Source organism: Cetobacterium sp. 2A (genome assembly GCF_014250685.1).
Classification (GTDB): domain Bacteria; phylum Fusobacteriota; class Fusobacteriia; order Fusobacteriales; family Fusobacteriaceae; genus Cetobacterium.
The window spans coordinates 270,944-285,024 of the sequence record NZ_JACFAJ010000006.1 but is presented as its reverse complement, the minus strand read 5'-3'; the positions used below and the strand labels follow the sequence as shown (position 1 = coordinate 285,024).

At 32.0% G+C, this 14,081-nt stretch carries 14 protein-coding genes; 8 read left to right on the top strand and 6 right to left on the bottom strand.

Going from position 1 to position 14,081, the window contains the following annotated elements; all coding sequences use genetic code 11:
* The first annotated feature begins 43 nt into the window (after nucleotides 1-43).
* The 6 genes from accD to recR are packed head-to-tail and all read left to right on the top strand — an operon-like array spanning nucleotide 44 to nucleotide 5,191.
* The gene (gene accD / locus H3N56_RS05150) at nucleotides 44-916 is read left to right on the top strand and encodes an acetyl-CoA carboxylase, carboxyltransferase subunit beta (protein ID WP_185880192.1); all 873 of its coding nucleotides are present in this window, start codon (nucleotides 44-46) and stop codon (nucleotides 914-916) included.
* 25 nt (nucleotides 917-941) lie between these two features.
* Complete coding sequence (locus tag H3N56_RS05145; protein WP_185880191.1) at nucleotides 942-1,883, top strand: acetyl-CoA carboxylase carboxyltransferase subunit alpha; 942 nt, start codon at nucleotides 942-944, stop codon at nucleotides 1,881-1,883.
* 51 nt (nucleotides 1,884-1,934) lie between these two features.
* On the top strand, nucleotides 1,935-2,900 hold the full coding sequence (gene pfkA, locus H3N56_RS05140) for a 6-phosphofructokinase (protein WP_185880190.1): 966 nt from the start codon (nucleotides 1,935-1,937) through the stop codon (nucleotides 2,898-2,900).
* Nucleotides 2,901-2,921: 21 nt separating this feature from the next.
* A complete protein-coding gene (gene pyk / locus H3N56_RS05135) occupies nucleotides 2,922-4,283 on the top strand; it encodes a pyruvate kinase (RefSeq protein WP_185880189.1) in 1,362 nt (453 codons plus the stop codon).
* On the top strand, nucleotides 4,276-4,581 hold the full coding sequence (locus H3N56_RS05130) for a DUF496 family protein (RefSeq protein ID WP_185880188.1): 306 nt from the start codon (nucleotides 4,276-4,278) through the stop codon (nucleotides 4,579-4,581). Before pyk ends, H3N56_RS05130 begins: the two co-directional genes overlap by 8 nt.
* A 16-nt stretch (nucleotides 4,582-4,597) precedes the next feature.
* Nucleotides 4,598-5,191 carry a recombination mediator RecR gene (gene recR, locus H3N56_RS05125; RefSeq protein ID WP_185880187.1) on the top strand — a complete coding sequence of 198 codons (594 nt, stop codon included), beginning with the start codon at nucleotides 4,598-4,600 and terminating at the stop codon, nucleotides 5,189-5,191.
* 40 nt (nucleotides 5,192-5,231) lie between these two features.
* On the opposite strand, the gene H3N56_RS05120 is transcribed toward recR, so the two are convergent.
* Nucleotides 5,232-6,227, bottom strand: coding sequence for an alanine/ornithine racemase family PLP-dependent enzyme (locus H3N56_RS05120; RefSeq protein ID WP_185880186.1), 996 nt, complete (start codon nucleotides 6,225-6,227; stop codon nucleotides 5,232-5,234).
* A gap of 146 nt (nucleotides 6,228-6,373) precedes the next feature.
* Here H3N56_RS05120 and H3N56_RS05115 point away from each other — a divergent pair, with 146 nt between their 5' ends.
* Nucleotides 6,374-8,038: a formate--tetrahydrofolate ligase gene (locus tag H3N56_RS05115; RefSeq protein WP_185880185.1), complete on the top strand. Its 1,665-nt coding sequence runs from the start codon at nucleotides 6,374-6,376 to the stop codon at nucleotides 8,036-8,038.
* A gap of 47 nt (nucleotides 8,039-8,085) precedes the next feature.
* On the opposite strand, the gene hdcA is transcribed toward H3N56_RS05115, so the two are convergent.
* Together hdcA and ctlX are read right to left on the bottom strand one after the other, a co-directional pair.
* Complete coding sequence (hdcA, locus tag H3N56_RS05110) at nucleotides 8,086-8,961, bottom strand: histidine decarboxylase, pyruvoyl type (protein ID WP_185880184.1); 876 nt, start codon at nucleotides 8,959-8,961, stop codon at nucleotides 8,086-8,088.
* Between the two features lie 22 nt (nucleotides 8,962-8,983).
* On the bottom strand, nucleotides 8,984-9,910 hold the full coding sequence (ctlX, locus tag H3N56_RS05105; protein WP_185880183.1) for a citrulline utilization hydrolase CtlX: 927 nt from the start codon (nucleotides 9,908-9,910) through the stop codon (nucleotides 8,984-8,986).
* A 204-nt stretch (nucleotides 9,911-10,114) separates the two neighbouring features.
* Here ctlX and H3N56_RS05100 point away from each other — a divergent pair, with 204 nt between their 5' ends.
* Nucleotides 10,115-11,329, top strand: coding sequence for a hypothetical protein (locus tag H3N56_RS05100; RefSeq protein WP_185880182.1), 1,215 nt, complete (start codon nucleotides 10,115-10,117; stop codon nucleotides 11,327-11,329).
* Between the two features lie 62 nt (nucleotides 11,330-11,391).
* Here H3N56_RS05100 and aguB read toward each other — a convergent pair whose 3' ends face one another.
* The 3 genes from aguB to H3N56_RS05085 all read right to left on the bottom strand — a co-directional run bounded on the left by aguB (nucleotide 11,392) and on the right by H3N56_RS05085 (nucleotide 14,023).
* Entirely contained in the window at nucleotides 11,392-12,273 is an 882-nt protein-coding gene (aguB, locus tag H3N56_RS05095; protein ID WP_185880181.1) for an N-carbamoylputrescine amidase, read from the bottom strand.
* Nucleotides 12,274-12,298: 25 nt separating this feature from the next.
* On the bottom strand, nucleotides 12,299-13,366 hold the full coding sequence (locus tag H3N56_RS05090) for an agmatine/peptidylarginine deiminase (RefSeq protein WP_185880180.1): 1,068 nt from the start codon (nucleotides 13,364-13,366) through the stop codon (nucleotides 12,299-12,301).
* A 72-nt stretch (nucleotides 13,367-13,438) separates the two neighbouring features.
* Nucleotides 13,439-14,023: a pyruvoyl-dependent arginine decarboxylase gene (locus H3N56_RS05085; RefSeq protein WP_185880179.1), complete on the bottom strand. Its 585-nt coding sequence runs from the start codon at nucleotides 14,021-14,023 to the stop codon at nucleotides 13,439-13,441.
* Between the last annotated feature and the right edge of the window lie 58 nt (nucleotides 14,024-14,081).

Genomic DNA, 14,081 nt, shown 5'->3' with positions numbered 1-14,081 from the left:
CTATAAAATTAGATATTACACATATGTGAATAAGGAGGGGTATATGAGATTTTTTTCTCTGAATAAGAAAAAATATGCGACACTTACAGTCAAAACTCCAGATGAAGTTCATCAATCTGAAGAGTCATCAATAAAAAAGACCAAAATAACGGGGCTATGGGAAAAGTGTCCAGAATGCCAAGAAATCATATATAAAAACGATATAGAAAATAATTATAATAAATGTCCTCACTGTGACTACTATTTTAGCATGGGAGCGAAAGAAAGAATAAATTTATTAATAGATAGTGGGACATTTGAAGAAAAAGATATTAATATGACTTCGTGTGATCCTTTAAAATTTCCAGGTTATGAAGAGAAATTTAAAAGAGCCCAAGATAAAACAAAGTTATCAGAGGGAGTAATTTCAGGAATCGGTAAAGTAAAAGGAATAACAGTGAGTATAGCAGCTATGGATTTTGATTTCTTAGGTGGAAGTATGGGTTCTGCTGTTGGTGAAAAAATAACAAGAGCTATCGAAAGAGGAATAGAACTTTCAGTTCCAGTTATCGTAGTTTCAACATCTGGTGGGGCAAGAATGCATGAGGGAATTTTATCTCTAATGCAAATGGCTAAAACTTCAGCAGCTTTAGAAAAGCTAAGAGAAGCAGGACAGATGTTTATATCTATTCCAGTTAATCCAACTACAGGAGGAGTAACTGCCTCATTTGCTATGCTTGGAGATATAATCTTAACAGAACCTAAGGCCTTAATTGGATTTGCTGGAGCAAGAGTTATAGAACAAACTATCAAGCAAAAATTACCTAAAGGATTCCAAACGAGTGAATTTTTATTAGAATGTGGAATGATTGATACAATCTCTAAGAGAGAAGACATGAAAGAAACTATCTATAAAATTTTAGATGTTGTAGTTTAATAACCTTAAAAAAGGAGAATGTGACGTGGAATTTGAAAAAGAAATTTTAGATATAGAAAAAAAGATAAATGAGTTAAAAAAGTTTTCTCAAGAAAAAAATATAGATTTGAATGGAGAAATTAATAAATTAATAGAGGAACGTGAGAAAAAAATAGAAGAGATATACTGTAATCTTTCTGATTGGGATAGAGTTCATATAGCAAGACATCCGGATAGACCATATACTATGGATTATATCGAAAATATGACAGATAATTTTATAGAATTACATGGGGATAGATTATTTAAAGACGATCCAGCAATAATTGGTGGACTTTGCAAAATTGATGGAAAAAGAGTAATGGTAGTAGGAAATCAAAAAGGAAGAACTACTGATGAAAAAATTCATAGAAATTTTGGAATGGCAAACCCAGAAGGTTACAGAAAGTCCCTAAGGCTTTTTAAGATGGCTGAAAGATTTAACATACCTATAGTTACCTTTATAGATACGCCGGGCGCATACCCAGGAATAGAGGCTGAAGAGCACGGTCAAGGAGAAGCTATAGCAAGAAATCTTTTAGAGATGGCAGGAATTAAGGTTCCAATTATTTCAATAGTTATAGGAGAAGGTGGAAGTGGAGGTGCTTTAGCTTTAGGAGTTGCAGATAAAGTATATATGATGGAGAATGCAGTTTATTCAGTAATATCTCCTGAAGGATGTGCCGCAATACTTTTTAAAGATTCTACAAAAGCAGCAGAAGCAGCAGAGAGCTTAAAAATATCAGCAAAAAATTTATTGGATTTAGAAGTGATTGACGAAATCGTTAAAGAACCCCTTGGTGGAGCTCATCGTGACCATATTTGTTCAGCAAATAACCTTAAAAGTATCATTTTATCATCTATTTCATTATTGGAAAAAATAGATGTAGATACTTTGTTGAAAAATAGATATAATAAATTCAGAAAAATGGGTAAATATATAGAATAAATATATATGAGGAATCCCTAAAATTATTTGTGATTAGTGGAGGTATTTGATATGAAGAGAATAGCTGTTCTAACAAGTGGAGGAGACTCACCTGGAATGAATGCTGCTGTAAGAGCAGTAGCTAAAGTTGCTATAGCAAAAGGAATAGAAGTTTATGGAGTGAAAAGAGGTTATCTTGGAATGCTCCATGATGAAATTTTTAGAATGGATGGAAGTTATGTATCGGGAATAATAGATAGAGGTGGAACTATTTTACTAACAGCTAGATGCCTTGAATTTAAAGAAGAGAAGTTTAGAGCAATTGCTGCTGAGAATCTTAAAAAAAGAGGAATAGAAGGGTTAGTAATAATTGGTGGAGATGGTTCTTATAGAGGTGCAGATCTTCTTTCTAAAGAGCACGGTATAAAAGTTGTAGGACTTCCTGGAACTATAGATAACGATATAGTTGGAACAGACTATACAATTGGATTTGATACTTGTCTAAACACAATATTAGACGCTATGTCTAAAGTTAGGGATACAGCAACATCGCACGAGAGAACAATTCTTATAGAGGTAATGGGAAGGCATGCAGGAGATTTAGCTCTACATGCTTGCCTAGCTGGAGGTGGAGACGGAGTTTTAATTCCTGAAACTGAAAATCCTCTTGAGATGTTAGCTTATCAAATCGGTGAAAGAAGAAAGCATGGAAAGCTTCATGACATAGTTTTAGTAGCAGAAGGTGTAGGAAAAGTTCAAGATGTTGAAGAATATTTAAGAGGCAGAGTTTCAACTGAAGTTAGAAGCGTTGTTTTAGGACACGTTCAAAGAGGAGGGACTCCGTCTGGTTTTGATAGAGTTTTGGCCACTAAAATGGGAGCTAGAGCGGTTGAAATCCTAACTAAAGGTGAGGGAGGAGTTATGGTTGGAATTGAAAATAACCAACTAGTAACACATCCAATCTCATTTGCATGGGAAGGAAAAAGAAAGTACTCAATAAAAGCGGATTATGATTTAGCAGTAATGTTATCAAAATAATTTTAATTGGGGGTTAGGCCTATGAGAAAAAGTAAAATAGTTTGCACCATAGGACCAAGTTGTGATGAAAAGGAGATTCTAGAAAAGCTTTTAAAAGCTGGAGTAGATGTAGTTAGATTTAACTTTTCTCATGGAAATCATGAAAGCCATAAAAAAAATTTAGATATATTGAAAGAAAGTGTTGCTACGACCAATTTGGAAGTAGCAACACTTTTAGATACAAAGGGACCTGAAATAAGAACTACTTTTTTAGAGGGTGGAAATCCAATTTCTCTTATACCTGGAAATGAGATAATTGTTATTGGAAATCCAAACTTTAAAGGAAATAGTCAAAAGATAGGGGTAACTTATGAGAAAATTTCAAAGGTACTAAAACCAGATGATTATTTACTGATAGAAGATGGAAATTATAGTTTGAAAGTAAAAAAGATAGTTGAAGATGAAGTGATTTGTGAGGTTATAATAGGTGGTCAACTAGGAGAACAAAAGGGAGTAAATCTTCCTGGAGTTAAGATAGACTTACCAATACTTTCAGAAAAAGATAAAGAGGATTTAATATTCGGATGTGAGAATGGATTTGATTATATAGCAGCATCGTTTGTTAGAAATGTCAAAAATGTTGAATCTATAAGGGAGTTTTTAGACTCGCATGGTGGTAGAGATATAAAAATCATTTCTAAGATAGAAGATCATGAGGGGCTTGATAATTTTAAGTCGATTTTAGAAGCTTCAGATGGTATAATGGTTGCTAGGGGTGACTTAGGAGTTAATATTCCTTTTGAAAAAGTTCCTTTAGCACAAAAGTATATTATAAAGCTTTGTAATGAAGTTGGGAAACCTGTAATAACAGCAACTCAGATGTTAGAATCTATGATTTTTAATCCTAGACCGACAAGAGCAGAGACTACAGATGTTGCTAATGCAATATTAGATGGAACAGATGCTATTATGTTATCTGGAGAAACAGCAAAAGGAAAATATCCAGTTGAAACTGTTGAGGTTATGTCTAAAATAGCTAAAAAGACAGATTCAATTGTAAAAACTAAAGTTTTTGATGCCCATTTAAATCCAAAGAATTTTTCCGAGAAAATAACTAGAGGTTTGGTGGCATTATCTGAGGATATAGAATCAAAATATATTGTTGTAGATTGTGATAACATGCAAGAAATTGAGATGTTTAGGAAATATTTTCCAAAAGCAATAGTAATAGCTCTAACAGATAATAATAGGCTAATTAGACAACTAAAATTACTAAAGGGCGTATATTCTTTTTCTAAAGAGAAATTTTCCTTAGATGAAATGAAAAAATTAAAAGGACCAATAATTAGAGTTTATCCCAATAATAAAATTTCTATAATTTCAGGAGGCGAAAATTATGAATAACGTATTAGAAGTTGTAAGAAAAACAAGAAGAAAAAATAAAATTAAAAGAGAAATAGAGGACAACGACAGAAAAATTAGAGATAATAGAAAAAGAGTTGAACTTCTATCTAACTTAAAAGAATATATAAAAATTGATATGACTTATGATGAGATTACAGATATAATCGAAAATATGAAGTCAGATTATGAAGATAGAGTTGACGATTATATTATAAAAAATGCTGAGTTAGGAAAAGAAAGAAGAGATATAAGTAAATCTGTGAAAGAACTTACAAAGGCAGCTAAAGAAATAAAGTAAGTTAAGGAGTGAGCTAATGGCAACTAAATCTATAGAGATTTTAATAGATGAATTTAATAGACTTCCTGGAATTGGAAGGAAAAGTGCTGCAAGATTAGCTTTTCATGTATTAGAAATGGATAATAAAGAGATAGAAAGATTTATTGAAGCTTTGAGAGAAGTAAAAAAAACAGTAAAGAAATGTTCTATCTGTGGAAATTTTAGTGAGTATGAGCATTGTCAAATCTGTAGTGATGTTTTAAGAGATGATTCTACAATATGTGTTGTAGAGGATAGTAGAGACATTATTCCTTTAGAAAAGACAAATAGATATAAAGGTAAATATCATGTTTTAAATGGAAAGATAGCTCCGTTAAACGGAATAACTCCAGATAGATTGAATATAAAATCACTTTTATATAGAGTTGCAAACACAGATATTCAGGAGATTATCTTAGCTCTTAATCCAGATTTGGAAGGGGAGACAACTGCTCTATATCTAACAAAACTATTAAAACCTTTTAATATTAAAATAACTAAAATTGCTAGTGGAATTCCAATGGGTGGAAATATTGAGTTTGCTGATACAGCAACTATTTCTAGAGCGCTGGAAGGAAGACAAGAAATTTAAAGAAAAACTATGCCTCAATAATATAGATGGCATAGTTTTTTTAGTAAATAAGTTCTTTTTTTATGTAAGGAGAAGTCATTCCTCTTAAAAGAGAAAAGTATCCCATTCTAAAGTTAATTATATCTCCTATATCATAAATAGTTGTAGAGTTAGATAAATCTATAATTAAATGATCACTACTAGCTCCTATGACCTTTATTGAGCTATCTAAAGGAATTAGAGCCTCATAATCAACGTCCTGCTTTCCTAGGGCTAAAATAGCTCTTAGAGAATTCTCCTTAAGTTTTAATTCAATAATTTCAGCTTGTAAAATAAAAGTATCTTGAAAACACCCTTTAACTTTTTGTCCAAAAGCAGTTTCTTGTCCAAGAACGATAGCTTCTCCAATTCTTAAGTTATTAACTTTTCCAAAATCTACCTTTCCAAGAAGATGAAGGGAACTAGAATTCCCACCAGAAATTATTTTTAGATTTTTCTGCAATTTGTTTTCGATAAAACTAACTATTTCTGAAAATTTTTTAAGTTTATTTCCATCTGGAATAATTCCACCGTAACAAGTAAAATTCGTTCCAACACCTATTAAGTCTATATGTTTTAAAGTTTTAATTTTTTCTAAAATATTTTCTATTTCATTAAAAAGTATCCCTTCTCTGAAATCACCCATTTCAATCATAAGAATTATTTTATGGATTTTATTATGGAGTTTAGATGATGAATTTAAAGCTTCGATAGTTTTAATTTCACTATTTAAACTTATATCAGAAAGAAGTACCACATCTTTTGCTTCTGATATCATAGGAATTCTAATTAATACTTTAGGAATTTTAATATGCTCAATTTTTTTTAAATTTTCAATTCTCGAATCTCCAATAAATTCTATCCCTGAATCAACAAGTATTTGAGTTATAATTGGGTCGGCTAAAAATGATTTTGTAATACCCATAACGGATATGCCATAATCATTACATTTTTTATTTATAATAAAAGCATTATGTTTAATTTTTTTTAGATTCACTATTATCTTAGGGTAACCCATTTTATAATCCTTTCAAAATTAATTTCAAATAAAAACTTTATATATTATAACATCAAAATATTTATATTTCAAAATCTTATGAGAGACTATTTTTTTTTTTGAAATTGTAGTAAAATATCATAAACAAAGTACTGGGGGATGATTTTATGAAAACAGATATTCAAATAGCTCAAGAATCGAAATTACTAAAAATTGTAGATGTAGCAAAAAAATTGAACCTTGAAGATGATGATTTTGAAGTTTACGGAAAATATAAAGCCAAATTGAATCTTTCTCTATTACAAAAACTTAATGATAAAAAGGATGGAAAGCTTATTCTTGTTACAGCGATTACTCCTACACCAGCAGGAGAGGGAAAATCTACTGTTACTGTAGGTCTTACTCAAGCTCTAAATAGATTAGGTAAAAAATCTATCGCAGCTTTAAGAGAACCTTCTTTAGGTCCTGTATTTGGAATGAAAGGAGGAGCTACTGGAGGTGGATATTCTCAAGTTGTTCCTATGGAAGACATAAATCTTCATTTCACAGGAGATTTCCATGCTATTGGAGTTGCACATAATCTTGTATCAGCTTGTATTGATAATCATATAACTCAGGGAAATAAATTAGGTATAGATGTTACTAAAATTACTTGGAAAAGAGTAATGGATATGAACGATAGAAATCTTAGAAATATTGTTATTGGACTTGGCGGAAAAGCGAATGGTTATCCAAGACAGGATTCATTCCAAATAACAGTTGCTTCTGAAATTATGGCAACACTTTGTCTTTCAAATTCACTTTCTGAATTGAAAGAAAAAATTGGAGATATGGTATTTGGATATAGTTATTCAGATGAGGCTCTTAGAATAAAAGATCTTAAAATATCTGGGGCAGTTACTGCTCTATTAAAAGAAGCTATAAAGCCAAACTTAGTTCAAACATTAGAAAATACACCGGTACTTATTCATGGTGGACCATTTGCTAATATAGCACATGGATGTAATTCGATTCTAGCTACTAAATTAGCTTTAAAACTTTCAGATTATGCTGTCACTGAAGCTGGATTTGCGGCTGACTTAGGAGCAGAAAAGTTTTTAGATATTAAATGTAGACTGGGAAATTTAACTCCAAATTGTGTAGTAATAGTTGCAACAGTTAGAGCTCTAAAGCATCACGGTGGAACAAAAGATTTAAATGTTGAAAACCTAGAAGCTTTAAATAAGGGACTTGCTAACTTAGATAAACATATTGAAAATATGAATAAATTTGGACTTCCTGTTGTTGTAGCTATAAATAAATTTACAACAGATACTCCAGCTGAAATAGAAATGATAACAAAACATTGCGAAAGTTTAGGTGCGCCAGTTGCCCTGTGTGATGTTTGGGCAAAAGGTGGAGAAGGTGGAGAAGAACTTGCAAAACTTGTTTTAGAAAAAATAGAGAGCGGAGTAGATAACTATAAGCCTCTGTATGAACTTGAGATGCCAATTAAAGAAAAGATAGAGAAAATATGTAAAGATATATACGGAGCAGACGCGGTTACATTCTCAGGTCCAGCTTCAAAGATGATATCAAAACTAGAGACAATGGGATATGGCGAGTTGCCAATTTGTATGTCAAAGACACAAAAGTCAATTTCAGACAATCCAGCACTGATAGGAAGACCATCTAATTTCACTGTAAAGATAGATGAGATAAAACTAGCAGCAGGAGCAGGGTTTATTATAGCTATGGCAGGTGGAATAATAGATATGCCAGGATTACCAAAAGTTCCAGCGGCAGAGCTTATAGATATAGATGAAAATGGAGTAATCTCAGGATTATTTTAAAAAACAAAGGGATTCTAGAGCGAATAACTCTAAAATCCCTTTTATATTTATTTTAAAATTGGAGTTAATTTTCTATCTGTTAACCATTCAGAAAGAGTTAACTTGTTAAGAGAATCAAATCCAGCTTCAGGTATGGCATTTCTAGCAAGAGTAACATAAGGCCCACAAGTTAGTGATGTACCTATTTCTCCGGGTTTCATCATAACATATGCAAAACTTACATATGTTCTTTCATAAATTACATGAGAATCTTTCCCGCACTCCGCCACTGACCATACAACAGCTTTTCTATGATCTTCTAAAAATTTAACTAAATCCTTTGGATTGTCATTTTTAGTCCAAAGACCAGCATCTTCTATAAAAAGACTGGCATCTTTAGTTCTATCTTTTGCAATAGAAATTGCAATAAAACACCAAACGCCATAAGATTGTCCATCTTTTAATGGAGTACCATCTGCGGGTCTATATGAAGTAACTCCTTTATTGGCACAAGTCATATGAGAACCAGGAATTGGTGGGAAACGTCTATTTGATTCAGTTCCAAATAATTCTACACCTGCATCTAGAAGAGGTTTACCGTCGTATACATTTAAAATAGAACCATCATATTGTTTAACTTCAAAAAGTGGCTGTATTTTATCTTCAGCAATACTATCATGTTTTGCTAAATCATGGCCCCAAACTTGTCCAACTAAACCACAAAATGAAGAAGCTGTAAGCATGTTTATTTGACCTATATAGGCATCATTAACTTCAGCACGATCATATGCAACAATTCCATCAATTAAAATATCATCAGTTTTTTTCACAGTTCCAGCAGAAACTTTTAAAATATTGACATATCCATTTCCTATTGAACCTGGTGAACCATAGCCATCACAGTAATCATCGTAGAAACTAATTGCAGTCTTATCAAATCTCATAAAAAATCCATCTCCTTTTGTATTAGTATAATTCAGCAATCATACATCTAACAGAACCACCACCATATGTTTCTATAGTTGTAATGTCGGAGTATATAATTTCAGAACTTTTTGAAATAGTTTTTAATTGCTCTGGAGTTAAAGCATCATGAGCACTTTTAGACATTAAGGTATATCTTTTTCCAGACTTATTTCTAACCTCTAACAAATTTCCAGCGAATTTTAGAACTTGATCTTGTGAAATATCTATAATTTCTTTATTGGTTAATTTAAGTTGATTTAAAACTGTTTCTCTCTCCTCTAAATTTTTTATTACATCTGAACATATGACAGCAAAATCTTCTCCAACCATCATCATTACATTCGTGTGATAAATGATTATTTCTTTTCCATCTGGAAATGTTTGAGTTGATTGGAAGGATATAGGCTTATACCCCATCATTTTACAAAATAGATTTAAACTCTCAAGATGTGCTCTTTGTGAAAGAGAGCAGTAGGCTATTTTATTAACTCTATCTAAAACTAGAGCACCAGTTCCTTCAAGAAAATTTTCGGTTTTCTCTTCTGATGTCAAGTCGATTATTTCAAGTTTTTTATCATTTAGAATAACAATCAATTCTTCTAAAAATTTTTGTCTTTCAAGTCTTCTGTTAGGGGCAAACATTGGGTAAATAACAACCTTATCGTCTGAATGGGAACTAAACCAATTGTTAGGAAAAATGCTATCTGGAGTATAGGGTATTGGAGTATCTTGAATGATATTAATTTCCATTCCCGAATCTTTAATTTTTTTAGCTAAATTATCAAATTCAACTAAAGCTTTTGCTTCTACAATTTTTGGATCTTCCTCTAAATTCTTTTGATAAGCATTATTTACTGCTGTCTCAGTATTGAAGTAAAATTTGGATGGTCTTATCATTAGAAATTTATAAGTTGTCTGTTTGTTCATAAAGTTAAGCCTCCTAAGTTTTTTAGAATATATATTAAACATTATTTTATACTGGAAAAAATTAAAAATCATTTTAAAAAATTTTTTTTCCAAAATATCCTTCAAAATATTAGAAGGAAATATTGCTAGCAAAGAGTAACTTATAATTATAATATTAAGTTTAGCATCTTAATAGATTGATTTTGTAAATCAGGAGGAGAATTTATGAAAGAAAAGTTCTTATTACTATCTATGGTTTTACTAATTTCTAATTCTGTTGTTATGGCAACAGATAATAGTAATATTGGAAAGACAATGAAAAAATCTTATGAAAAAAAGTTAGCGCTTGAAAATCCAGAAACAATTGAAATTGAAGAAGAAGTTGTAATTGAAGAAATTGTTCCTATGAGAAGTGAAAAAGGGAAGGAAATGGTAAATACACCGATGGCGAGGGTGGAGACTAGAAAAAAAAGAGTTCCTAAGCCATTTGAACCTAATGGAACAATAGGATTCACACAAACTTTTTATGGAAACTCAGGGAAATATAAAACAGCAACTGCTCACCCTTCTTTAACTTTAGACTATAATTTCGCACCAAAATGGAGTGTAACTTTAGAGTTTGATAGATTGATGAATATGTATTCGGGTGGATATGATGGTGAAGAAGATCAAGCAAATAATAACTTTAGTTCACCACAAGGTCAATTAACTTATTCTCATGGAAAATTATGGGATACTGATATCTTATGGACAACAAATGTGGGAGCAAGACAGTATAACTATTTTACAGATACAACAAATTCTGTTTACACATGGGTAAATATGGAGTTTGATTTCTATAAATATATGCCAGATTGGGTAACAAAGTTTGCATTGATGCCAATGTATAACTATGGATTCTATCCAAATAGTTCATCAGGTCACATGAACCATGCTTCTCTTAACTTACTTACTCAATATAAACTTCCAGCTGGATGGTCATTACAAGTTGATGCATTCTTCTTTAAAGAATTTTATAATGGAGATTTTGAAGTTAGTGGTCATGAAGAAGCAAATTATTTCTCATTTTATGCTTGGTTAGAGTACTCCAAAGAACTTTATAAATTTACAGATAAAACTAATTTAGAGTTTAACTTTGCTGGTGGATTTGATCCTTATACAGTTTCAAATAAAAGAGGAACAGGTTGGGCTCCTCCATTCTGGTTATTAAGTAACAGTTATGAATGGTTATCGCCAACAGTTACAAGTAGTGATGAAAATTATAATAGTATATGGACAGCATTTGCTCTTCCACAACTTCAAGTTAATTATAAATACTCTGATTCACTGAGTATGAATATGTTTGTACAAGTTAAATATTCAAATCAAGTATGGGGTGGAAACCAAAAAGATTGGGAACTACAACCACAAGGTGGATTTGGAATTTCATATAACTTCTAAAGAAAAAATCTCACAGATTAGGCTTACCTAATTTGTGAGATTTTATTTATTTATTTATTTATTTATTTAGATTTTGTTTCTCCGTCCATAGTTAAGATTGGACCATAAAGATCTGGTCTTCTATCTCTAAATAATCCCCAGAAAGCTCTAGACTTTTCATAGGCTTCTAAATCTAAATTAGCTGTAATAAATCCTTCAGAGGTTCTATCCATTACAGAAAGAATTGCTCCTGTATCATCTGTTATAAACGACGAACCATAGAATGTAACACTTATATCTTCTACATGTTCAGTCCCTACTCTATTTGCAGCAACTATTGGTACCATATTTGCAGCAGCGTGACCTTGCATTACTCTGTGCCAATGATCTTTAGAATCTAGAGTTGGATCACTCGGTTCTGAACCAATCGCTGTAGGATAAAATAAAATTTCAGCACCCATTAATGACATACATCTTGCTGATTCTGGGAACCATTGATCCCAGCAAATTGCAACTCCAATTTTGGCATATTTTGTATCCCAAACTTTAAATCCTGTATCACCTATATTAAAATAGAATTTTTCTTGATAACCACTCACATCATCTGGAATATGACTTTTTCTATATATTCCCATAACTTCGCCATCAGCATCTATAATGGCGATTGCATTATATCTTGCATTGTTTTTTCTTTCATAAAAACTTATTGGCAGTACCACACCTAATTCTTTTGCTACAGTTTTAAAATGGTTTATAGCAGGACTAAATTCCTTCTCTATAGAAAAATCCATATAGCTAGCAATTTCTTTAGCGCAGAAGTATACTCTTTCAAAAAGTTCTGAAATCAATATAATCTTAGCTCCATCAGCAGCGGCAGCTCTTACAAATTTTTCAGCTTTTTTTATATTTTCTTCAACATCCCAACCCATACTCATTTGTACGGTTGCAACTTTAACATTTTTCATTTTTTCACTCTCCTATCAAGTTGGATTATAAACTTTTTCCAGCAGGCATCTGTTGTGTTATACAATGAACACATCCACCACCTATAATTATTGGCATTCCATCTATTGGAACTATTTTTCTATCCGGATATGCTTTTTGAAGAGTTTCTAATGCTTTTCTATCTGTTTCTGCTGCATCCCCACCAAATGTTGGAACTACAACTGCCCCTTTAACTGGAAGATAGTTGATATAACTCATTGTTAAAAGTTGTCCCTTATAAAATCTTCTAGGTGGTTTTTCTATCTCAATAATTTCAAAAGGAAGACCAGAAGCTCTATCAACATAATTACTTATAGTTTTAAGATTGGCTTGATAAATTTCATAGTCTGGATCATTTATATCATAACAAGCTTGGATAGCAATCACACCAGGTCTTACAAAACAAGCTACATTATCCACATGGCCATCTGTTAAATCCCCATAAAGTCCAGATTTAAACATTATAACTTGTTCTCCACCTAAATAATTTTTAAGTAACTCTTCAACTTCCTCTTTTGTAAATCTTGAGTTTCTCATGCAACTAAGTGCAACTGGTTCTGTTGTCATAATTGTTCCTTGACCATCTGAATGGATTCCACCACCCTCTAAAGCTAATGGAGACTTAAACATAGGAACATCATATATAATGCTTAAATGATCTGGGATTCTTCCATCGTTGTAGTGAGTTTGATATTTTTCACCGTAAGAAGTAAATCTCCATTTAACTAAACCTATTTCTTCGTTATCATTTATTAAAAAAGTTGGACCATTATCTCTAATCCAAGAATCATCTATGGCTAGAGATAAAACTTTAACTTTATCACCACAGTATTCTTTTACTTGTCCTATAAGATGTTCAGGAGCTATCATTACCAGCTCATCAAATTCAGCAATGGCTTTTGCAACAGCAGCATATCCTCTTCTTGCTGATTCCATTCCATCTGGCCAAAGTGGAGTTGTAGAGTTTGATCCATCTCTCACTGGCCATTGCATAAAGGTTCTTTTTCTTGCTTCCCATTCTCCTGGTTGTCTAAATCCTAATTCTCTAGGTGTAAGTTTATCTGAACAGTTCATTTTAAACCTCCTAAATGTTTAAAGTCTCATATCCTACTATCAGAATATGAGACCTTTATAAGTTATTATGATTTATTTTATTTTTACAGGTTCTGCATACTCAAAGTTAAGGAATCCTAATGCAGTCAAACAATAACCAAATTGTTGAGTTATATTAATATAGTTGTGGAAAAATTGGAATTCACCATGTTGTGCAATCCCTCTTATTTCAAGTTCATGATTAAGAGATTTTGCAAGCCATAGTTCAGCATGAGCTTTAGCTATATCATCATTTATAAAAGTTGCAAAATATTCAACATATTCAGCGGCCCATCCACCTATTAAGTTACCATCTTTATCTTTACCCCAAACTATACCAATACCTGTTGCAATAGCTTTATGCTCATCTCTATTAGCACCATTTCCTGCCATAATTACTTCAAGGACAGCACCGTGCTTGAATGATGATACAACTTGATCAACAGGCACAATTTTATCATAAAGCTCTTTTGGAAGAACTGAAGTATAAGGGATTACATTAAAATCCTGAATTTTTGCTTGTAAAAGAGCAGAATCGTAGCAAAATGTTTCAAATGGTTGAGGTGGTATTCCATCGTCAGCCTGTCCAGCTCCACCAGTATGAAATGCAAATGTTGGATAACGTGTTCCTAATAACATTATGAAACCTCCTTAATAAATGTTGTGGTTTGAGCCACTTGCTCATTGAGAAAGTATT